Source organism: Actimicrobium sp. CCI2.3, assembly GCF_035019065.1.
Taxonomy (GTDB): Bacteria; Pseudomonadota; Gammaproteobacteria; order Burkholderiales; family Burkholderiaceae_D; genus Actimicrobium.
Map to the genome: position 1 here is coordinate 26,821 of NZ_JASJWR010000020.1, position 21,963 is coordinate 48,783.

Annotated in this window: 11 protein-coding genes and 1 pseudogene; 7 read left to right on the forward strand and 5 right to left on the reverse strand. The window is 61.5% G+C overall.

Annotated features, from left to right (window positions below; all coding sequences use genetic code 11):
- Positions 1–21 precede the first annotated feature (21 nt).
- The 5 genes and pseudogenes from QN370_RS12325 to QN370_RS12345 all read left to right on the forward strand — a co-directional run bounded on the left by QN370_RS12325 (position 22) and on the right by QN370_RS12345 (position 3,611).
- Positions 22–1,260 carry a TerD family protein gene (locus QN370_RS12325; protein ID WP_322127787.1) on the forward strand — a complete coding sequence of 413 codons (1,239 nt, stop codon included), beginning with the start codon at positions 22–24 and terminating at the stop codon, positions 1,258–1,260.
- A gap of 18 nt (positions 1,261–1,278) precedes the next feature.
- A complete protein-coding gene (locus QN370_RS12330; RefSeq protein WP_322127786.1) occupies positions 1,279–2,535 on the forward strand; it encodes a glycerate kinase in 1,257 nt (418 codons plus the stop codon).
- Between the two features lie 225 nt (positions 2,536–2,760).
- Positions 2,761–2,958, forward strand: a pseudogene (locus QN370_RS12335) (IS3 family transposase); the annotation flags it as partial.
- Between the two features lie 111 nt (positions 2,959–3,069).
- On the forward strand, positions 3,070–3,291 hold the full coding sequence (locus tag QN370_RS12340; protein WP_322127785.1) for an antitoxin MazE family protein: 222 nt from the start codon (positions 3,070–3,072) through the stop codon (positions 3,289–3,291).
- Entirely contained in the window at positions 3,288–3,611 is a 324-nt protein-coding gene (locus QN370_RS12345) for a type II toxin-antitoxin system PemK/MazF family toxin (protein WP_322127784.1), read from the forward strand. Before QN370_RS12340 ends, QN370_RS12345 begins: the two co-directional genes overlap by 4 nt.
- A 133-nt stretch (positions 3,612–3,744) precedes the next feature.
- On the opposite strand, the gene QN370_RS12350 is transcribed toward QN370_RS12345, so the two are convergent.
- Entirely contained in the window at positions 3,745–4,530 is a 786-nt protein-coding gene (locus tag QN370_RS12350; protein ID WP_322127783.1) for a hypothetical protein, read from the reverse strand.
- 292 nt (positions 4,531–4,822) lie between these two features.
- On the opposite strand from QN370_RS12350, the gene QN370_RS12355 reads away from it, so the two are divergent.
- Complete coding sequence (locus QN370_RS12355) at positions 4,823–5,512, forward strand: glutathione S-transferase (protein ID WP_322127782.1); 690 nt, start codon at positions 4,823–4,825, stop codon at positions 5,510–5,512.
- 134 nt (positions 5,513–5,646) lie between these two features.
- Positions 5,647–6,420 carry an EAL domain-containing protein gene (locus tag QN370_RS12360; RefSeq protein WP_322127781.1) on the forward strand — a complete coding sequence of 258 codons (774 nt, stop codon included), beginning with the start codon at positions 5,647–5,649 and terminating at the stop codon, positions 6,418–6,420.
- A gap of 6 nt (positions 6,421–6,426) precedes the next feature.
- Here the strand turns inward: QN370_RS12360 and QN370_RS12365 are convergent, their stop codons facing one another.
- The 4 genes from QN370_RS12365 to QN370_RS12380 are packed head-to-tail and all read right to left on the reverse strand — an operon-like array spanning position 6,427 to position 21,958.
- Complete coding sequence (locus QN370_RS12365) at positions 6,427–8,541, reverse strand: HlyD family efflux transporter periplasmic adaptor subunit (RefSeq protein WP_322127780.1); 2,115 nt, start codon at positions 8,539–8,541, stop codon at positions 6,427–6,429.
- A 3-nt stretch (positions 8,542–8,544) separates the two neighbouring features.
- Positions 8,545–9,882, reverse strand: coding sequence for an efflux RND transporter periplasmic adaptor subunit (locus tag QN370_RS12370; protein WP_322127779.1), 1,338 nt, complete (start codon positions 9,880–9,882; stop codon positions 8,545–8,547).
- Entirely contained in the window at positions 9,879–21,101 is an 11,223-nt protein-coding gene (locus QN370_RS12375) for an Ig-like domain-containing protein (protein ID WP_322127778.1), read from the reverse strand. The genes QN370_RS12370 and QN370_RS12375 overlap by 4 nt, the downstream gene beginning before the upstream one ends.
- Positions 21,098–21,958: a sulfotransferase gene (locus tag QN370_RS12380; protein WP_322127777.1), complete on the reverse strand. Its 861-nt coding sequence runs from the start codon at positions 21,956–21,958 to the stop codon at positions 21,098–21,100. Before QN370_RS12380 ends, QN370_RS12375 begins: the two co-directional genes overlap by 4 nt.
- Positions 21,959–21,963: the final 5 nt, after the last annotated feature.

Consider the following 21,963-nt stretch of genomic DNA (forward strand, 5'->3'; position numbering starts at 1 on the left):
CACTTAACAGGAGAGAACTTGATGAACACATTTTCACGCGGGCAAAAAGGCAAACTGACAGAGCTGGGTTGCCAGGAACAGTTGACGGTCACGCTTGATGTGACCTTACCCGGCGCGTCGATTGACGTGTCCTGTTTTGGACTCGATGGCAATGACAAATTGTCGGACGACCGCTATCTGGTTTTTTTCAATCAGACCGCTTCGCCGGATAACGCGATCCTGCTCGATCAATCGTCGGGCAAGGCGGTGTTCCGGATTGATCTTGCCAAACTCCCGGCATCGATTGCGAAGCTGGTGTTCACCGCAGCCATCGACGGTCCGGGTGCCATGAGCCACATCGCTCCCGGCGCGCTGGTGCTGGGTGACGCGGTGACGTTTCCATTGAACGGTGCCGATTTCAATACCGAAGTGGCCATGATCGCCGGCGAGATTTATCGCAAGGACGGTGTCTGGCGATTCGGTGCGGTGGGGCAGGGCTTTGCGGGTGGGTTGTCGTCGCTGCTGGCGCATTTTGGTGGCGAGCAGGCGGCGGCTTCGCCGTCTGCTGCACCCGCGCCCGCACCCGCACCAGCACCCGCACCAGCACCAGCGGTCTCGCTATCAAAAATCACGCTGGAAAAACAAGGCGACAAGGTCAGTCTTGAAAAAAAGGGTGCGCAAGGTTACGGCCGGGTGCGTGTCAATCTGAACTGGAACCAGAACCCGTCGGCCGCTGCGCCCGAGAAGGCCGAGAAGGCAGGATTCTTTAGCCGCCTGATGGGTGACACCAAGAAAAGCGGCGGGATTGATCTTGATCTGGCGTGTCTCTATGAACTGACCGATGGCAAAAAAGGCGGCATCCAGGCACTCGGAAAAGCGTGGGGAAATTTTGAAGCGGCACCGTATATTGCGCTCGAGGGCGATGACCGGACCGGCACCAGCACCGATGGGGAGAACATGATCATCAACGGCGATCAGTTCGCCCACATCAAGCGCGTGCTGATCTTCACGTTCATTTACGAAGGCGCCGCCAACTGGGCGGCGACCAATGGCGTGGTCACCATCGCCGCACCCAATCAGGCCCCGGTCGAGGTCAAACTGGACAATGGCAACAACGCGCAAATGATGTGCGCGATCGCGATGATCGAGAATGTCGGCGGCAAATTTCAGGTCACCAAGCTGGCAGAATATTTCGGTGCCGAAGGCGGCGTCGGTGCGCATGAGATGATGGACCGCCGTTACGGTTTCGGGATGCGCTGGAAGACCGGCCGTAAGGATTAAATCAAGGAGTTTCCACTCATGGAACCAGCACGTTTGCTACGAAAAATGTTTGAAGCGGCGGTCGAAGCCGCGCAACCGACACACTGCATTCCGTTATTCCTGCCCGCAGCACCAAGCGGAAGAACCATCGTGATCGGTGCCGGCAAGGCCTCGGCCGAAATGGCGCGGGTGCTTGAGTTGCACTGGCCCGCGCCACTGACCGGACTGGTCGTTACCCGCTACGGTTACGCCGCGCCGTGCACACGCATCGAGATTATCGAAGCCGCTCATCCGGTCCCCGATCAGGCCGGCATGGAGGCCGCGCAGCGCATCCTGCAACTCGTGCAGGGATTGACTGCCGATGATCTGGTGATCTGCCTGATCTCCGGTGGCGGCTCGGCGCTGATGCCATTGCCTGCTGCGGGCATCACGCTGGCCGATAAACAGGCCATCAACAAGGCCTTGCTGCAGTGTGGCGCGAGCATCACCGAAATGAATTGCGTACGCCGCCATCTTTCTGCGATCAAGGGTGGCCGGTTGGCTGCCGCGTGTTTTCCGGCGCGCGTGGTCACGCTGCTGATCTCGGATGTGCCGGGTGATGACCCGATCGATATCGCCTCCGGTCCGACCGTGGGCGACGCGACGACCTGCGCGCAAGCACTCGACATCGTCCGTCGCTATGGCATTACGCTGCCCGCCGCTGCGCGTGCGGTGCTGGAATCGGGTAACGGGGAATCGGTCAAGCCCGATGATGCACGGCTGGCTCGCTGCGAGACGCATCTGATTGCCACGCCGCAGATGGCACTGATGGCGGCTGCGGAAGTAGCGCGCCAGAACGGGGTCGCCGCGCATGTGCTGGGCGATGCGATCGAAGGCGAAGCCGCCGATGTGGGCCGGGTCATGGCCGGGATCGCGCTGCAGGTTGCCACGCGCAACATGCCTTTTACGCGGCCGTGTGTTTTGCTGTCGGGCGGCGAAACCACCGTCACTGTCAAGGGAGATGGCAGCGGCGGTCGCAATGTCGAATTTCTGCTCTCGCTGGGTGTTGCGCTCAACGGCCACGCTGCCATCCATGCGCTGGCGGCAGACACCGACGGCGTCGACGGCATGGTCGATGTGGCCGGTGCCCTACTCACGCCGGATTCACTGTCACGCGCCTGGGCGCTGGGCATCCGGCCCAGAGACAGCCTGGACAACAACGACGGTCACGGGTTTTTTGGTGCGCTCGGTGATGCGGTTATCACCGGTCCGACTAAAACGAATGTCAATGATTTCAGGGCGATACTGATTTCCTGATCAGGGCACTAGCGTGAATATTCGTGCGCAGGCATTTCGGCATGTTTTCCTATCGCCATCGCTGCTGCAATGAGGTTGAAGAAATATCAGGCATGACTAGCCCCTCTCATACGCAATGTGGGTTGTGTTATGCGTGAAGCGGCAAGATGGTTTGAAGCGAAAGAGGCATGGTCGATTCTTGGCGCGATCCGACGTGACACGATCAGGACGAGTTGAGGATGGCTGCTGGTCATGGATATTTACAGCCGTAAAATCGTCGGTGGCCAAGTCTACGACGACGAAAGCAGCGAGCTGGCAGGAGAAGTACTGCGCGACATCTGTGCGCGGGAGCGCATCGCGCCGAATCAAGTTGAACTGCACTCCGACAACGGAAGTTCGATGAGAGGTGCTTCAATTCTGGCGACCTTGCAGGAACTCGGTGTCCGGTTGTTATTGATCAAAACGCCCCTGCATGTCGCTACTCAACGGCTTGAGTTGTATTGCAGTTGCATGCGCGGTACCATGTAACCAAATAGGCAACCAAGGGAGGGTATCATGTCATCAATCCACGAATCAACCGGCAAGGTAGCGCGTCACCGTGAGCGGATGCGTGCTGCTGGGCTGCGGCCTGTGCAGTTTTGGGTTCCGGACACCCGGTCGCCTGAGTTCACGGCGCAGGTGCGCCAGCAATGCCTAAAGCTAAATGGCGACCCGGCAGAAGCAGAGGTTTTGCGCTTTACCGAAGATGCGGCATCCCACGTTGAGGGTTGGGAATGACGCAACGAGGCGACTTAGTGACGGTTTCTCTGCAAGGTGACTATGGCAAACCGCGACCAGCCTTGGTTATTCAATCAGACCTTTTGACGGATTTGGAAAGCGTTGTACTGTGCCCGGTAACAAGCGATCTGCGCAATGCCGCATTTCGTGTGACCTTGGAACCGAATCCCGGCAATGGGTTGCGCACGCTTTCGCAAGTCATGGTGGACAAACTCACGACGCTGCCGCGCACAAAAATCAGCGAACCGTTTGGCCGTCTCGATGAAGAAAAGTTGAAGATGGTCGATCGGGCATTGCTTCTGGTCGTTGGTGTGATCTGATTAATCACTGGCGACATTCTTGCATTTTTATGCAAAATTCAGGCTGGTAGATTCGGCAAAATACGATAACGGCATGTCAGTGCAAACCGGCATGCCGTTTTTGCAGGTGCAGCGATGTGTCCTTCACAGGCCATCAGGCCGTGCGCCGCGCCTCTTTCAGCGCGACAGTCAACCCCACAATCCTGTCGGTCAATGCAGCATTCTCGGCAGTCAATTCGGCTACTCTAGCTAATAGAGACGCCGAATCGGTTGCCTCGCTGACCGATGCGCTTGCCTTTGGCGTGCGGTTCCCAGCCTTTAATTCGCGGACCTGTTTTGCTGCTTGCTGTAATTCCTTTTTACCACCGGCGACGGCAGCGACCTGCTCGGCAGCGGGCAGCGTTGCCACTGCCGCTGCGGCATTGATCGAAATGGTGCCGGCGCGTACTGCATTGACCAGTTCCGGCGTGGCGGCTTTCTGGATTTTTTCGATCTGCGTGATCGTATTGCTGCTGATGCCGGCAAGCCGGGCGACATCGTCGCGGGTGGCGATTGGCGTGCCGACGCTAGTGCTGGCCGGGGTGCCGGCGGGTGCATCCTGCAATTGCATCCGCTGGCGCGTCGCGACGATGTCTTTCTTGCGCAATGCCAGCACGCCACGCTGGAAATCCGACACGCTGCGCCGGGCCAGATGGTTATCGATCATCCACAGCATGACGTCGTCGATGGAGCCGAAGCTGGTGTTCTGCACGGTCTGGAAAGCGATTCCGTGCTGGCGACAAATCGCATAGCGGTTATGGCCGTCGATGAGGACATCGCCCCACAGGACCAGCGCATCACGACAGCCTTCGGCGAGCAGACTGCGCTCGAGCGCCGTGTATTCGTCGATGGTGAGCGGATCGATGTAACTGCGTAGTGCATCGTTGACGGTGATGTTCATGGGTGACCTTGATTTGTAGGGGGTGTTGAGTGATACCGGGGCCAACATGGTAAAGCAGTTGTCGAGGACGTGGTCTCTGCCGGCACGATACCGGCCCGCTTAAAAAGTAGGCAGTGTCGCCCACCCGCATGGCGAGTGCCTTGCGCGTCATTCCCACAGAGTTATGCACAAAGTTGTTCACACAATCCGGGTATAAGTTTTTTTGGTGGCCGCAGTTCGGCGGTGAAGCGGGCACCAACCCCGTGTACACTCAAGTCAGCCCTCCCGCATTCGCCCTCACCGACAGAAAAACATGCTTACCGTCCACCATCTCGATACCTCGCGCTCGCAGCGCATCCTGTGGTTGCTCGAAGAACTCGGCATTGCCTACGAGATCAAGCGCTACCAGCGCAACAAGACAACCCGGCTCGCGCCGCCTGAACTGAAAGCCATCCATCCGATGGGCAAGTCGCCAGTGATTACCGACGGCGGTATCACCGTCGCCGAATCCGGTGCGATTGTCGAATATCTGGTTGAAACCTATGGCGACAAGGGAGCGGGTGATCTCGCCGCGCTGCAACCACGGATAGGCACACCCGAACATCGCGAATGCCGTTTCTGGATGCATTTTGCCGAAGGCTCGCTGATGAACTGGCTGGTCATGAAGCTGGTGTTTACGAGTATCCCGACGCAACCGATGCCATTTTTCGTGCGCCCGATTGCGCGCAAATTATGCGAGCAGGTCCAGCTGAAATTGATCGACCCCAACCTTGCCACGGCGATGGCGTACATGGAACAGCACCTGACCAAACATGCCTGGTTTGCTGGCGACCAGTTGACGATGGCGGACTTTCAGATGAGCTTTGCGGTGGAGGCGGCACTGTCGCGTGCGACAGCAGGCAAGCAGTTCCCGGCACTGATGGCCTACAAAAAGAAAATGAATGCAAGACCGGCGTATCAGCGCGCCATAGTCAAAGGCGGTCCGGTGTTGATGGCGAGCTGACGACGCCTTTACGCTCCGGCGGTAGCGAACTTGCCCGTTTTTTTACAGGATAAAACCAGACTGTTGGAAGTCAAGTTATCGCAAAATACGATGTTAAGATCAGCAGGGTAAATATACCTACCGGAGAAAATATCTTGCTCAACAAAATCATTAGGGTCCTGCCAATCGAGATTCCCGATCCCGGTTGTGCCGTCTGCAAGGATCAACTGGATTTTGATTTCACCTTTGCATTCCAGCCTATCGTTGATGTTGAACAGCGCACTATTTATGCGTATGAAGCGCTGGTGCGTGGTGTCAACGGCGAAGGTGCTGCGCACATCCTCAGTAAGGTCAATGACGACAACCGCTACCGCTTCGACCAGGGCTGCCGTATCCGCAGTATTTTTCTGGCCCAGCAACTGGGCATGACCTGCAAGATCTCGATTAACTTCCTGCCCAATGCGATTTACCAGCCCGAACTGTGCATCCGCACGACGATCCTGGCTGCCGAAGCGGCGGGCTTTCCGCTGGACCGGATCATCTTTGAGGTCACCGAATCCGAACAGATTCTTGAGCCGGAAAAACTGCTGTCGATTTTCCGGTACTACCGTGATCGTGGTTTCGCCACGGCCATTGATGACTTTGGTGCCGGTTACGCCGGACTCGGTCTGCTGACCGATTTCCAGCCAACGCTGATCAAGATCGACATCAAGCTGGTACGCGACATCGACACCAATCCGGTCAAGCAAGCAGTGGTCAAAGGTATCTTGCTCACCACTGGATTGCTGGGTGTCGAAGTCATCGCCGAAGGCGTCGAAACCGAAGGCGAAGCACGCTGGTTCAAGGCCAACGGGATACGCCTGATGCAGGGTTATTATTTTGCGCGGCCGGGTTTCGAGTCGTTGCCAGTCGTCGAAAACTGGATTTAGTCCGTCTCAAAATCCCAGTTCGCGCCACACCAGCACCAACCCCGCACGCAGGAACGCCACCACCGGCGCTTCCCATTTCCCGTGGATCACGACGCGTCCGCGCCAGCTCTGTTGCGACAGGCTGGCCGGATCGTCGCCCGTCGTCAGCATGACCCGATAGACCGCGCGTTCCGGTACCTGCGTGCCGCGCTTGTCGCGGGTCAGCACCGAGCCGCCGAACTGCGCAGCCAGTTGGGTGGCCTGCAAGGTGCGGGTGGCGTCCGGCTCGATGGCACTGACCGTCAGGTGCAGCACCGGACCGGCCAGCCCGTCGGTATAAAACCGGGCGTGGTCGCCGATGGCAATGCGCTGCACATCGTCTTCGTCAAGATAGGTATCGACCTGCCACGTACCGGGTTGCACCAGCACCGCCAGCCGTTCGTGCTGGCTGACCCAGACGCCGGGAACCAGTTCCGGATCGATGTTGCGCAAGACGCCATCGAACGGCGCGCTGGGCGCATACAGCGCCAGTTCGGCCTCGATGCTGGCCAGCTCGGCCAATGCCGAGGCCTGTTCCTGTTGCAGTACCTGCAGGTTCTGGCGCTGTTCGGCATCGACCGCGGCATCGGCATTTTGCTGATGCAACTGGGTCACGCGTGCTTGCGCTTTGCGCCAGCGCAGCGGTAGCTCGGCCGAGGCCAGTTCGAGGAGTACGGCACCGGCCGGGACGACGCTGCCTTCGTGCCACGGCAAGCGCGTCAGTTGCGCGCCGGCCGGCGCATGGATCGGCAGCATGACGGCCGGTTTCAGCATGCCCGATGCGCTCAGTCGGGCCGGCCACGGCACCACCGCCAGCACCACTAACAGCCCGAGCAGCAGCGCGGTGCGGCGCACGCGCGAGGGCGTGGGACCGCTCGCGCCATCCTTGCGCAGCAGTGCCGGCCAGTGCCGGATTTCGTGCCACAGCGGCAGCACGATGAACCAGCCGATCTCGATGATGAACAGCAGGATGCCGATCGCCTTGACCACAAAATGATAGACCAGCGCGGCAATCCCGAGGAACAGCACCAGCCGGTAAATCCAGGTTGCCCAGGCAAAGGCAATCAGGCCGGCAGTGCGCCGGCGCGAAAAATATTCCGGTGGTTCCGCCGTCAGACCGAATAGCCAGCCGCGTAATTTCCAGCGTGCCAGCGCGAAGCTGCGGCCGTGCAGATTCGGCATGTCAAGCCAGTCCGAGAGCAGAAAATAGCCATCGAAGCGCATGAACGGGCTGGCGTTGATGGCTACTGTCGCGATCCATGTAGTGGTAGCGAGCAGGAACGCGATGGATTTCGGTACGCCTTCCGGTAGCAGGCACCAGGCCAGCGTGGCCCAGATCGCTACTCCTATTTCGGTGGCGATGCCGGCACCGGCGACGATCAGGCGTTGCTTGCGGTTGGCCAGTTTCCAGACTTCGTTGGTGTCGGTGTAGGCCATCGGCAGCAGCACCAGAAAGGCCACGCCCATCACCGGCACGCGGCAGCCGTAACGCTTGGCGGTGAACGCATGGCCCAGCTCGTGCAGCACTTTGACGAACACCACGGCGAGGCCGAGGCTGACAACGCTGGCGGGCGTAAAGGTATCGAGCAGCGTCGCAGAAAAATGCGTCCAGTCGCGGTAGACCATCACCAGCCCGAGCGCCAGTGCCAGCAGGGTGAGCTGTGCGAAAGCGCGGGTATAAAGTGGTGCTGCCAGCGCCGCGGAGCGCGTGAGCCAGCCATCCGGGCGCAGCAGCGGCACGCGAAAAAACAGGTAGTGATGCAGCAGCCATTGCTGCCAGCTGCCGCGCAGACGTGCCTGCCGTCCGGCCAGCTGCACGGCGCTGTCGGTGCCGCCGACTTGCACCAGCTGGTTATCGCGCAGGAAGGTGGCGACGGCGGCGATATCGTCGGTATCCGGTCGCAAAGTAGTCTCGGCGTGCAGCGACGCCAGCATGGTTGTCAGCGTCGACGCGCTCCAGCGAGCGAGGATTTCAAACGTCATCCAGTCGATCCGGAAAAACTGGTTGCGCACCGGATCATGCAGCGTCCAGCTGGGCTGGCCATCGGCCAGTGTCGGCCCGGCGAACAGGGCGATTTCTTCACGCAGCACCGGCAAGTCCATCGCTTAGAGTCCGACGCTCTGGCGCAGCGCGGCCAGCGGCCGGCGCAGAATCCAGTACACCAGCGCGACCCGGTCGCCACTGAGCTTGGCGCTGCCTTTCAGACCGATGCGGTGGGTGGTGCTGGCGCTCAGCGTGGCGCGGACGCGATAGGCATAGCTGCCATCGGGACGCTGGACGGCATCGTGTGCCATGTAGCGCAGTCTGGCCGCCACCGGCGACAGCGGACTGGCATTGAGGTACAGCTGCACGGGGGTGCCATCGGCCAGCGGGATCGCGTCGGCCAGCGGCAGCCAGACTTCGATCTCGACATCGCCAGCAGTGGCCAGACGCAGGATGCGTTCGCCGGTGACGACCGGTTTGCCAATCCATTCGCCCGGATCATCGAACAGTGCGATGCCGTCCTGCGGGGCGACCACATGGGCGCGTTCGCGTTGGCCGCGCAGGTAATCGGTTTCGGCGCGACGCTCGGCGAGTTTGCCGGTCAGCAGTGCCAGACGACTCTTGATCTTGCCGTCGGTCACCGCCAGTTGCGCGGCTTGCCGGTATTCGGCTTCGGCACTGGCCTGCGCCTGGAGGGCGACCTCGAGCTTGCTGGTCAGCGTCACGTCGTCGAGGGCAAACAGCGGCTGACCGCGCTCGACCAGCTGGTTCGGCTTGACCGCAAAGGTACTGACGACGCCATCGAGCGGGGCGCGGATCACGGCCGGATTGGCCGGCACCAGTTCGCCCGGTGCCAGGACGCTCAGGCGTACCGGCAAGGCCAGCACGACCAGCGTGCCGAGCAGCCAGCCCAGGCGCTTTTGCTGCCACCACGGCGTGCCCGGTGGCGGACGCAAATGGACCAGCCAGCGCTGGCTGGTCCACGGTGAGGGCACATGCGTCGCCTGCCACGCATGTCGCCAGCTATCCATCCATTCGGCCAGCAGCACCTGTTCCTGTTCCTGCCACGGCAAGTCGCGCGCCAGCAAAAGACCGCCGGCCGGCTTGCCGGACCGGGCCACGAAGGGCAACCAGAGTCCGTGCGCCGGCAGCCAGTCCGGCCACTCGCTGGCGACCTCGGGTGCCAGCGTGTCCGGTCCGGTCAGCACCGGCTGCGGCGCATCCACCGGCAGCGTTGCGCAGACCCGGTTCAGCCATTGCGCATACGGTGCGTTGGCTTCGAGCTGGACCACGCCGGACAGCGCCGTCACGCCGCCATCGGCCAGCCACAGCGCGGCTTGCCGGTATGGTGCCAGCGCATGCGTATCGTTGACCGCCATGAAGCCGAGCGCCGTGCTGTCATCGAGCTGGCGCGCGCGCCGTGCCAGCTCGAACAGCGCTGCGGCAGCCGGGTTCGTCATGCCGCCCGGCGCGTGGCGAGCCTGGCCAGACGCAATTGTTCGGACAGACCGGCGCGACCCGGTGCCGGTTTGCTGTCGAGCTGGAGCCGAAAGGTCGTGACGGCTTCATTGCCGTTAGCGTCGCGCGCAGTGATCTTGATGACCAGTTCGCCGCGGGCATCAGCCGGTGGCGTGCCGTTGAACTGTCCGGTTTGCGGATCGAAGCGCAGCCATGTGGGCAGGGCGGTGCCGCTGGTCAGGTCGGCACGCAATTGCACGGTGACGTTTGCGCTCGAGTTGACGAAGGCGTCGACCGGAATACTGAATGCGATGCGGTTGTCGATCGTGCTCTGGTCAGGCATGCCATTGAGGACGCGCAGGCCGGACGTGTCCGCGCTACTGACAACCATCCGGAAGCCGTTGGCGACATTGGCCGGTTCGGTGTAACGGACTTCGGCCATGCGCGGTTCGGATACCGGTTGTGCGGCTTCAATGACGATGACGACCGGTGCTGGCGCGACCGTGGCGACCGGTGTGGGGGTGGCGCTGCGTTCGGCGATGGCAACGACCGCTGGTGCTGGCGACACCACCACAACGGCTTCATCCTTGCCGCTGATCGTCACGACGAACTGCTTGCTGGTGCCATCGGCAGTGACGACGGTGAAGCGATCGCTGACGCGCTCGCCGCTGTTGAGGGCTTGCACGCTGGCAGCGCCGTTGTCGAGCTGGTAGGTCCACGCGCCACTGGTAGCGAGCGTGAACTGGCCATACGTGCCGGTGCTGGCGCGTTGCGCCACAAAGCCGGACTGGGCGATGTCGGCATCGGTCATTGTCAGCGTGCCGCTGGCCGACGTCGGGCCATCTTCGCTGACGCTGGCGACGGCATCGCCGATGACGGCGGCGTCATTGACTGACCGGATCAGCACCGAACTGGCCGTATCGGTGATGACGCCATAGCCGTCATTGACACTGATAGTGAAGGCGACAGTCTCGCTCTGGCCCACCGCAACGCGGTTGCTGACGGGCTGGTAGACCAGCGCACGCAGCGCCGCTTCGATGACGGCCGGACTGTCGGTGACGTGGACATAGCTCAGCCCGCCATCGCTGGTGGAAAATCCGGACACAGCCAGCGACGCGTCAGTAAAGCGGCCCCGGTCGGCATGATCGAGCGCGATGCGGACCTGTTCCTGCGCACCCGGATCGGTGTCGGTTATGACGATGCCGGCGAATGGCTGCAGGCTGGCGTTGTCGTCGACGGTCTGTCCGGTGAGGGTGCCGGAAATGGTTGGCGCAACGTTGGTCCTGCTGACCACGATCGCGTTGCCGCTCAGGTCGGCGTCGGCCCCCGCCGTGATGTTCCAGTTGGCCGATGCACCGAGGTTGAACGGCACGCCGTCGATGGCGCTATTGCCATCCTTGTTGAGCAAGGCATTGACCGCAAGCCGGTCGGCTTCGGCCAGCGTGACGGCAAAGCGCGTTGCGCTGCTGGCAGTGATGCCGGCCGAACCGAGCAGCGCCGTGCTGCGACCACCTTCGCCGGTGACGATCAGGTTGCGATAAGCGATCGCATCGCCGGCCTGCAGGTTGATGCCGCTGACGACCAGTTCGCCGCTGCGGGCATCGTAGGTCGCGCCGGAAATCAACGGTCCGGTATCCACCTTGAAATTGTTCGAGTCGGTCGTGCCGCTGCCACTGTTGCCCGCTGCATCGCTCACGCCGTCGCGCGCTAGCGTGATGACGTTGCTGGCGTTGATGATGCGCGCCGCGGGAGTCAGCAGCGCGGTCCAGGTCGTTCCGCCATCGACTGAACTGGCCGTGCTGAGGGTGCCGTTAGCCACGCTCAGATCGGCATTGGTGAAGCCGGTGACAGCTTCCGAAAACGTCATCGTCACCAGCGAGGTTTTGCCGATGGTCAGCACCTGGTCGGCGACCACGATGGTCGCGGTGGGTCGCACGGTATCGACGGCGTAATTGCCGGAGCTGGCGATACTGCTGCCCGCATTGCCGGCTAGATCAGTGATGCCGCTCAGGTCCAGCGTGAGGGAGTTGACGGCACTGGTCGTGCTGGCTGTCGGTGTCAGCGTAGCGGTCCAGGTAATGCCGCCATCGCCGCTCATGAGGTTCGACAGCACGCCGTTGGACACGCTGACGTCAGCGGTGCTGAAGCCCTCAATAGCTTCGGTAAAGGTGAACGTGACGGTTGCGCTGTCGCCGATTTTTAGCGCCGTGTCGGAAATCGTGATCGCGGAAGCCAGCGCGGGACGCACGGTATCGACGGCGTAATTACCCGAATCGCTTGTACCACTGCCGGCATTGCCGGCAAGATCAGCGATGCCGGTTTTGTTCAGCGTGATGACGTTGCTGGCATTGCTGACGCTAGCCGTCGGTGTCAACGTGGCGGTCCAGGTAATGCCGCCATCGCCGCTCGTGAGGTTCGACAGCACGCCGTTGGATACGCTGACGTCAGCGGTGGTGAAGCCTTCAATAGCCTCGGTGAAAGTGAACGTGACGGTGGCGCTGTCGCCGATCTTCAGTGCCGTATCGGAAATCGTGATCGCGGAGGCCAGCGCGGGGCGCACGGTATCGACGGCGTAATTGCCCGAAGTGCTCGTGCCGGACCCGGTATTGCCGGCCAGATCGGCGATGGCGGTTTTGTCCAGCGTGATGACGTTGCTGGCATTGGTGACGCTGGCCGTCGGTGTCAACGTAGCGGTCCAGGTAATGCCAGCATCGCCGCTCGTGAGGTTCGACAGCACGCCGTTGGACACACTGACGTCAGCGGTGGTGAAGCCCTCAATAGCCTCGGTGAAAGTGAACGTGACGGTGGCGCTGTCGCCAATTTTTAGCGCTGTGTCGGAGATCGTGATCGCGGACGCCAGCGCCGGACGCACGGTATCGACAGCGTAATTACCCGAAGTGCTCGTGCCGGAGCCGGCATTGCCAGCCAGATCGGTGATGCCGGTTTTGTCCAGCGTGATGACGTTGCTGGCATTGGTGATGCTGGCCGTTGGTGTCAGCGTAGCGGTCCAGGTAATGCCACCATCGCCGCTTGTGAGGTTCGACAGCACGCCGTTGGACACGCTGACGTCAGCGGTGGTGAAGCCCTCAATAGCCTCGGTGAAAGTGAACGTGACGGTCGCGCTGTCGCCGATTTTTAATGCCGTGTCGGAGATCGTGATTGCGGAGGCCAGCGCCGGACGCACGGTATCGACCGCGTAATTACCCGAAGTGCTCGTACCGGAACCGGCATTACCAGCCAGATCAGCGATGCCGGTTTTGTCCAGCGTGATGACGTTGCTGGCATTGGTGACGCTAGCCGTCGGTGTCAGCGTAGCGGTCCAGGTAATGCCACCATCGCCGCTCGTGAGGTTCGACAGCACGCCGTTGGACGCGGTCACATTGGCGGTGGTGAAGCTCTGAATGGCTTCGGTGAAGGTGAACGTGACGGTCGCGCTGTCGCCGATTTTTAGCGCCGTATCGGAGATCGTGATCGCGGAGGCCAGCGCCGGACGCACGGTATCGACGGCGTAATTGCCCGAAGTGCTTGTGCCACTGCCGGCATTGCCGGCCAGATCGGCGATGCTGGTTTTGTCCAGCGTGATGACGTTACTGGCATTGGTGACGCTAGCCGTCGGCGTCAGCGTAGCGGTCCAGGTAATGCCACCATCGCCGCTCGTGAGGTTCGATAGCACGCCGTTGGACACGCTGACGTCAGCGGTGCTGAAGCCCTCAATAGCCTCGTTGAAAGTGAACGTGACGGTGGCGCTGTCGCCAATTTTTAGCGCCGTGTCGGAGATCGTGATCGCGGAGGCTAGTGCCGGACGCACGGTATCGACCGCGTAATTACCCGAATCGCTTGTACCACTGCCGGCATTGCCGGCTAGATCGGCGATGCCAGTTTTATCCAACGTGATGACGTTGCTGGCATTGGTGACGCTGGTCGTCGGTGTCAGCGTGGCGGTCCAGGTAATGCCACCATCGCCGCTCGTGAGGTTCGACAGCACGCCGTTGGACGCGGTCACATTGGCGGTGGTTAAGCTCTGAATGGCTTCAGTGAAGGTAAACGTGACGGTCGCGCTGTCGCCGATTTTTAGTGCCGTATCGGATATCGTGATTGCGGAGGCCAGCGCTGGACGCACGGTATCGACGGCGTAATTACCCGAATCGCTTGTGCCACTGCCGGCATTGCCGGCCAGATCGGCGATGCCGGTTTTGTCCAACATGATGACGTTACTGGCATTGGTGATGCTGGCCGTCGGTGTCAGCGTAGCGGTCCAGGTGATACCGCCATCGCCGCTCGTGAGGTTCGATAGCACGCCGTTGGACACGCTGACGTCAGCGGTGCTGAAGCCCTCAATAGCCTCGTTGAAAGTGAACGTGACGGTGGCGCTGTCGCCAATTTTTAGCGCCGTGTCGGAGATCGTGATCGCGGAGGCTAGTGCCGGACGCACGGTATCGACCGCGTAATTACCCGAATCGCTTGTACCACTGCCGGCATTGCCGGCTAGATCGGCGATGCCAGTTTTATCCAACGTGATGACGTTGCTGGCATTGGTGACGCTGGTCGTCGGTGTCAGCGTGGCGGTCCAGGTGATGCCGCCATCGCCGCTCGTGAGGTTCGACAGCACGCCGTTGGACACGCTGACGTCAGCGGTGGTGAAGCCTTCAATAGCCTCGGTGAAAGTGAACGTGACGGTGGCGCTGTCGCCGATCTTCAGTGCCGTATCGGAAATCGTGATTGCGGCGGCCAACGCCGGACGCACGGTATCGACCGCGTAATTACCCGAAGTGCTTGTGCCACTGCCGGCATTGCCGGCCAGATCGGCGATGCCAGTCTTGTCCAGCGTGATGACGTTGCTGGCATTGGTGACGCTAGCCGTCGGTGTCAGCGTAGCGGTCCAGGTGTTGCCGCCATCGCCGCTCGTGAGGTTCGATAGCACGCCGTTGGGTACGCTCAAATCGGCAGTGGTAAAGCCGGTGATGGCTTCGGTAAAGGTGAACGTGACGGTCGCGCTGTCGCCAATTTTTAGTGCCGTGTCGGAGATCGTGATCGCGGAGGCCAGTGCCGGAGGCATGGTATCGATGGCGTAATTGCCGGAGCTGGCGATACTGTTGCCCGCATTGCCGGCCAGATCGGTCAGGCCGCTCAGGTCTAGCGTGAGGGCGTTGGTGGCGCTGGTCGTGCTGGCGTTTGGTGTCAGCGTTGCGGTCCAGGTGATGCCGCCATCGACAGACACGACGTCACTGAGCGAGCCATTGGCGATGGTCACGTCGGCATTGCTGAAATTGGTGACGATTTCCGAGAACGTGACCGTGACCAGCGAGGTTTCGCCTGTCGACAACGCGATATCACCGACCGATATGGTTGCCGTTGGTCTGACGTTATCGATCGCGTAGTTGTTTGAACTCGTCGTCCCGGACCCGGCATTGCCGGCCCAGTCAATCACACCGGACTTGTCGAGCGTGATCAGGTTCGTGGCGTTGCTCGTGTTGGCCGTCGGCGTGAGGGTGGCGGTCCAGGTGATGCCGCAGTCGGTCGAGCCGACCGCCGTCAGCGTGCCGTTGGCAATAGTCAGGTCATCATTGCTGAAGTTGAAGACGGCTTCCGAGAACGTGATTGTGACCAGTGAGGTTTCGCCCGCCTTCAGCGCAGAATCGGCGACGACGATCGTGACGGTTGGCCGGATGGTGTCGATCGCGTAGCTGTTTGAATTTGTCATCCCGGACCCGGCATTGCCGGCGAGATCGATCACCCCGGCATTGTCCAGCGTGATCACGTTGCTGCTAATGCTCGTGTTGCTGTTCGGCGTCAGCGTGGCGGTCCAGGTGATGCCGCCATCGCCGCTCATGAGGTTGGACAGTGTGCCGTTGGCCACGCTCACGTCGGCGGTGGTGAAGCCGGTGATGGCTTCAGTGAAGGTGAACGTGACAGTGGCGCTGTCGCCGATTTTCAGTGCCGTGCTGGAGAACGTGATCGCGGAGGCCAGCGCCGGACGCACGGTATCGACGGCGTAATTACCCGAATTGCTCGTGCCACTGCCGGCATTGCCGGCCAGATCGGTGATGCCGGTTTTGTTCAGCGTAATCACGTTGCTGGCAGCGCTGGCATTGCTGTTCGGCGTCAAGGTCGCCGTCCAGGTGATGCCGCCATCGCCGGTCGTAAGGTTCGACAGCACGCCGTTGGATACGCTCACATCGGCGGTGGTGAAGCCGGTGATTGCTTCGGTAAAAGTGAACGTGACGGTGGCGCTGTCACCGATTTTTAGTGCCGTGTCGGAGATCGTGATCGCGGAGGCCAATGCCGGACGCACGGTATCGACGGCGTAATTGCCGGAATCGCTCGTTCCAGAACCGGCATTGCCGGCGGCATTGGTGACGCCGCTGTTATTGAGCGTGATCAGGTTGTTGGCGTCGGTGATGCCGGTCGTCGGCGTGAAGGTGGCGGTCCAGGTCGTGCCGCCATCGGTTGAGCCGACCGTTGACAGCGTGCCGTGGGCGATACTCAGATCGTCATTGGAGAACCCGGTGACAGCTTCCGAAAACGTGATCGTCACCAGCGATGTTTCGCCGATGGCCAGCGCATTGTCGGTGACGACAATGGTCGCGCTGGGCCGCGCCGTATCGATCGCATAGTTATTCGAATCGGTTGTGCCGGTGCCGGTATTGCCGGCCGCATTTGTGATGCCAGTGTTGCTAAGCGTGATCAGGTTGGCCGCATCGATGGTGCTGGCGGTCGGCGTGAGGGTCGCGGTATAGGTCATACCACCGTCCATCGAGCCGACGGCGCTCAGCGTGCCGTTGGCGATGGTCAGGTCGGCATTGGTGAAGCCGGTGACGGCTTCCGAAAACGTGATCGTGACCAGCGCCGTTTCGCCGGCCTTCAAGGCATTGTCGGAGACCACGATAGTTGCCGTTGGCCGCACGGTACTGACTGCGTAGTTATTCGAATCGGTGCTGCCGGAACCGGCATTGCCGGCAGCATCAGCCACGCCGGTGTTATCGAGCGTGATCAGGTTGGCGGCATCGGTAACGCTGGTCGTTGGCGTCAGTGTGGCGGTCCAGGTGATGCCGCCATCCATCGAGTTGACCGAAGTCAGCGTGCCGTTGGCAATGGTGAGGTCAGCATTACTGAAGCCGGTGACGGCTTCCGAAAACGTGATCGTGACCAGAGACGTTTCACCAGCCAGCAGTGCGTTGTCGGCAACGATGATGCCTGCTGTTGGACGCACACTATCGATCGCGTAGTTGTTCGAATCAGTCGTGCCGGAACCGGTATTGCCGGCCGCATCAGTCACGCCGGTGTTATCGAGCGTGATTCGATTGGAGGCATTGGTGACGCTAGCCGTCGGTGTCAGCGTGGCGGTCCATGTGAGACCGCCGTCCATCGAACTGACCGAAGTCAGCGTGCCGTTGGCGATGGCCAGGTCGGCATTGGTAAAGCCGGTGACGAGTTCCGAAAACGTGATCGTGACCAGCGAGGTTTCGCCGATGGCCAGGGCATTGTCGGCGACGACAATGGTCGCGGTGGGGCGCGCCGTATCGATGATCAAACTCTTTTGTCCGGCGATCGAATTGACTCCGCCGACCGTGGGCAGGGTCAGCGTCGCATTGTTGCTGCCGCCGTCGCGAATGGTGCTGCCATTGAGCGAGAGCGCGGCAGTATCGTGGTAGTCGAGATCGGCGCTGGTGTCGCCGGTCTGTACCGTGTACGAGAAAGTGAGGGTGCCGGTACCGGAACCCGAGACATAGGTCGCGTTGCGGTCGGTGCTACCAGTTTCCAGCAGTAGCGTCGGTATGCCGCCGGTGGTGTTGACCGTGACGGCAGTACTGAATGTCACGGTGACGGCGATCGTGTCGCCGGCCATGTAGCTGCGATTGGCGGTACTGGCGCTGACGCTGGTGACCAGCGTGCTGACATTGCTGGCGTTGATACCGTTGCTGGTCAGGTCGGCGATCGCGACGGCGGCATTGGCACCGGTATTCCAGTCTTCGGCGGCTGCGATGTTGTACGTATCCTCGCCGGCCGAAAAGCCATTGGCCGTGATGCGCGTGGCGACCGCCGTCTTGTCGGTGTCGCTCAGAATGACCGTGAAACTGGTGCCGCTGGTGATCTCGACGCTGCTGCTGGTGAGGCTGTAGCTGGTTGATCCGCCGCTGATGGTGAGCTTGCTGACATCAATGTCATTGGTCGCGCCTGAGCGTTTCAGGAAACCGGTGCCGGTAACGACCAGCGTGCCGGTGGCGGCATCGTAGGTTGATGACGTGATCGTCGGCACCGCGACATTACTGATGGTGATGCCGTTGCCGGTCAGGTCGGCGACGACGACTGCGGCTTCGGCACCCGCAGTCCAGTCCTCGGCGGCGGCCAGATTATAGGTCGTGCTGCCGGTGCTGCTGGAGCCGTTCTTGTTGGCGATCTGGTTGAATGCGGCCTTGTCGGTGGCGCTCAGGGTCAGGCTGAAGCTGGTGGCTGAGCTGATCTCGACATTGCTCGTATCGGTCAGCGTGGTGGTGCTGCCGCCTTCGCCGGTGAGCGTGAACTTGTTGGCGACGATGTCATTGCTTGAACCGGTCAGCGCCAGAAAGCCGCTGCCGGTGACGACCAGCACGCCGCTGGCGGCATTGTAGGTCGAGGACGTGATCATCGGCACGGCGACATTCGAGACCGTGATGGCATTGCTGCTGTCGGCAATATCGCCGCCGGTGATGACGCTGTTCCAGTCATCGGCAGCGGCCAGATTGTAGGTGGTTGCGCCAGTCGAACTGGTGCCGTTCTTGTTGAAGATACTCGCCAGGTTGCCGTAGTCGGTGGCGTTGAGCGTGACCGAAAAACCGGTGGCGCTGGTCACCTCGACATCGGTACTGGTCAGCGTATAGCTCGTGTTGCCTTCGCCACGCAGGGTCAGCTTGCTGATGGTGATGTCGTTGGTGGCACCGATCGTGCCGACCAGTCCGGTGCCGGTGACCGTCAACACATGGCTGTTGGCATCGTAAGTCGCCGAGGTGACCGTCGGTGCACTGACGTTGCTGACGGTCACACTGTTGCCGGTCAGGTCGGCCGAGGCGCTGGCCGTGCTGTCCCAGTTGGTGGCGGCAGCCAGATTGAAGGTGGTGCTGTCGACCGCCGAGGTGCCGGTCTTGTTGAGCAAGCCATTGATGGCCAGTTTGTCGTTGGCATTGAGCGTGATGGCAAATGCCGTTGCGCTGCTGGCCGTGGTGCTGGCGCTGGTCAGCGTGTAGGTGTTGCCGTTATTGCCGGTGAGTGTCAGCTTGCTACTGTCAATGGTGTCGCCGGTGGTCATGCCGCTGGCGGTGACGCTGATGAGGCCGGAGCTGGCGTTGTAGGTGGCGCTGGTGATACCGGCGGTGACTGCCGTGCCGAAGGTGCCTTTCTTCTGGGCGTACGCGGTGCCATTTGCGCCCGAGCCGGAGCTGCCGTAACCGCCAGTGCCGCCTGCTGCTGCATTGCCGGTTGCCAGAGTGGTGCTGGTAGCAGAGTCAAGCAGGGTCGTGCCACCGTTATTCCAGATTCCGGCGATACCGTCGCCGCCGACACCGCCGGGATTCCGGGCCTCTGCATACCCGCTGGAACCGCCGCCACCGCCACCGCCTGCTGCAATGTTGTTGGTGATGCTGCTGTTAGTGATTGTCAGGGTGCCGGTATTGTAAATAGCACCCACCGCGTTGCCACCGGCGCTGCCGGCCTGATCGTAACCGCCTCCTCCGCCGCCGCCTATCGATATTGTGCCGTTATTGGCTGTGCCTCCGTTGCCACCATTGCTGAAGTACCTACCGCCAGAAAATGCGCCGCCACCGCCGCTAGTGCCGCCACCGGTGCCGCCCGGAGCACCACCGCTCGACGCGCCATCACCGCCTTTGCCGGCCGAAGGCGACGAAGGACCAATGCTGCCACTGCTGCCGCCGGCACCGCCAGATGTCGTGCCGAATCCGCCGCCACCACCGCCGCCGCTGCCGGCTCCCTGGTAACTGCTGCCCGCGCCACCGCCGGCAGCGGCCTTGTTGCCAGTAATCGTGCTGCCGGAAATGACCAGTGTGCCGGTGTTGAAAATCCCGGCACCCAGCGCATCGCCGCGTACGGATGAATCGCCAGTGGTGCCAACCCCACTGAGCAGGCCATTGCTGATCGTCAGGTTCTGGATTTCAATCGACGATCCGGTCCCGCTCGACGCAATATTCAACACGCCGGCCTTGTTGTTGGCATCCAGCTTAAAACCGCCACCGACGATGGTCATCTTGTGGCCATCGGTGACGCTGATCGCAATGGTATCGGCCGCCTGGGTGAATGTGATGTCGCCGGTCAGCGTGATGATGTCGTCGACGCCATCGGTATTGCCGGTGGCGATGGCTGCTTTCAGGTCGACGATGTTATTGACGCTCCTGGTTACCAGTAAGTGATCGTAGTCGCCCAGTTGCGCCGTATCGAAAGCGGCCGTGCTGTGCAGCGTGCCGGTGGCAATTTCGAGGTCCCAGTTGCCGCCCGCCGCCGTGCCGCCGGTGGCATCGGTGGAGGCCGCCACGACTGCGCCGGTGCGTGCCGACAGGCTATCGATGAAGGCGCGTCCCGCGCTGCCCTGGCCGACTTCGCAGCCATACAACAGGATGTCGCCACCCGGTTTCAGGGCGGCACCGATGTCCTGCAATTGGGTCTGGTAGCGATCGAGGTCGGCGCTAAATAGCGCTGCGTTGCCGAGCAGCAGCAAGCCGCTGTCGCCATGCGAGACGATGCTGATCGAGGCAATGTCATGCATGCCCTTGAGCGCAGTGGCGATCTGCGTCATGCCGTCCTGATTCACGTCCAGCACCACGACCTTCACGCCGGCCTCGGCGCTGTCGACGATGCGCTGGTAGTCGGGGACGCGGGCGTCAACAATCAGTACTTTCTGGTTGGCCGGGATACTGTCGATTGCGCGTTCGGCCAGCTTCTGCACTTCGGCAACGGGGGCGGCTTCGACGATGCGCTGGACCACGGGCGCTTCGACGTGATGCACCGCATCGACCACCGTGTGCACGGCCGCACCATCAAACATGATGCGTGCTTCCAGCGCCAGCATGCCGGGGCGTGCCTGCCGCAGTCGCTGCTTCGGACCCGCCACGACGACGGTATCACTTGCGCCGGCGCTGCTGCCACCGCTGCGCTTGCCACGCCCGCGGACATGTTCGCCGACTGCCACGAAGGTGTGCGTAAGGTCGTTCCAGACTGTATTGAAGATGCGGTTCATGGGGCTTCCTGCGACGGTGAAATAGTTTTTTTTGCGGTAATGACGCTGGCCGTGCTGTTGGCTACGTCGTGCCAGAAACTCATGTCCTGATATTGCGCAAACAGGTCGGGCGGCAAGATGGTCCGGCGCGGTTCGAGTGCTACGCGGGGGCGCACCTTGTGCAGGCCGGACAGGCCCAGTGCGCTATCGAATTCAGGGGCGTCGAATTCCAGTTGGCCGAAATCATGGCCGTCAAACCACGGCTCGCCGATGAACTGATAGACCAGCGGCAGGACTTTTTCCGGTGCCTGGGCAAGCAGGTCGTAGTCGACCAGCAGCAGCGATCCGGCCTGTTCGCCGTAGAACGCTTCCTTGATCGCGGTCCATGAAAACCCGACCAGCCGGTTGCGCTGACCGAGCGTGTCGACGCGGCTGTAGACGGTGTTGCGCTCGACGGCGTCGTTGAACAGGCGGGTGTTTTCAAACGGATTGGCGCGGTACAGGCGCTCCAGACTGTCCATCACCCAGGCCACATTACGCACGCAGGCAATCACCTTCGATTGCGGGAACAGGTCTCGCAGCGCTGGCAGTCTGGCCGACCACAAGCGGTTGGTGTCGAACACCACGCTATCGTCAGGCTGGTCGGCGTAGTAGCTGTCGAACAGGCCACGCAACAAGCGCCGGCGCTTGTCCCGACTGATCACCGTGCCGAACTCGGAACCGGCGCTGACCTGTTCGAGCAAACCATTGAACAGTGCGCCGACCGGACTGGTCATGCCGGCCCGGAAGCGCGGATTCTGGCGCAGGATGGCGGAGAGCAGCGTCGAGCCGGCGCGCGGCAAACCGGAGATGAAATGGAATTGCTGGCCGCTGGTCATCGCTG

What these genes read in the sequence shown, in the direction of transcription:
- QN370_RS12325 (WP_322127787.1), top strand. Translation starts at nt 22, where the DNA reads ATGAACACATTTTCACGCGGGCAAAAAGGCAAACTGACAGAGCTGGGT.
- QN370_RS12330 (WP_322127786.1), top strand. Translation starts at nt 1,279, where the DNA reads ATGGAACCAGCACGTTTGCTACGAAAAATGTTTGAAGCGGCGGTCGAA.
- QN370_RS12340 (WP_322127785.1), top strand. Translation starts at nt 3,070, where the DNA reads ATGTCATCAATCCACGAATCAACCGGCAAGGTAGCGCGTCACCGTGAG.
- QN370_RS12345 (WP_322127784.1), top strand. Translation starts at nt 3,288, where the DNA reads ATGACGCAACGAGGCGACTTAGTGACGGTTTCTCTGCAAGGTGACTAT.
- QN370_RS12350 (WP_322127783.1), bottom strand. Translation starts at nt 4,530, where the DNA reads ATGAACATCACCGTCAACGATGCACTACGCAGTTACATCGATCCGCTC.
- QN370_RS12355 (WP_322127782.1), top strand. Translation starts at nt 4,823, where the DNA reads ATGCTTACCGTCCACCATCTCGATACCTCGCGCTCGCAGCGCATCCTG.
- QN370_RS12365 (WP_322127780.1), bottom strand. Translation starts at nt 8,541, where the DNA reads ATGGACTTGCCGGTGCTGCGTGAAGAAATCGCCCTGTTCGCCGGGCCG.
- QN370_RS12370 (WP_322127779.1), bottom strand. Translation starts at nt 9,882, where the DNA reads ATGACGAACCCGGCTGCCGCAGCGCTGTTCGAGCTGGCACGGCGCGCG.
- QN370_RS12375 (WP_322127778.1), bottom strand. Translation starts at nt 21,101, where the DNA reads ATGAACCGCATCTTCAATACAGTCTGGAACGACCTTACGCACACCTTC.
- QN370_RS12380 (WP_322127777.1), bottom strand. Translation starts at nt 21,958, where the DNA reads ATGACCAGCGGCCAGCAATTCCATTTCATCTCCGGTTTGCCGCGCGCC.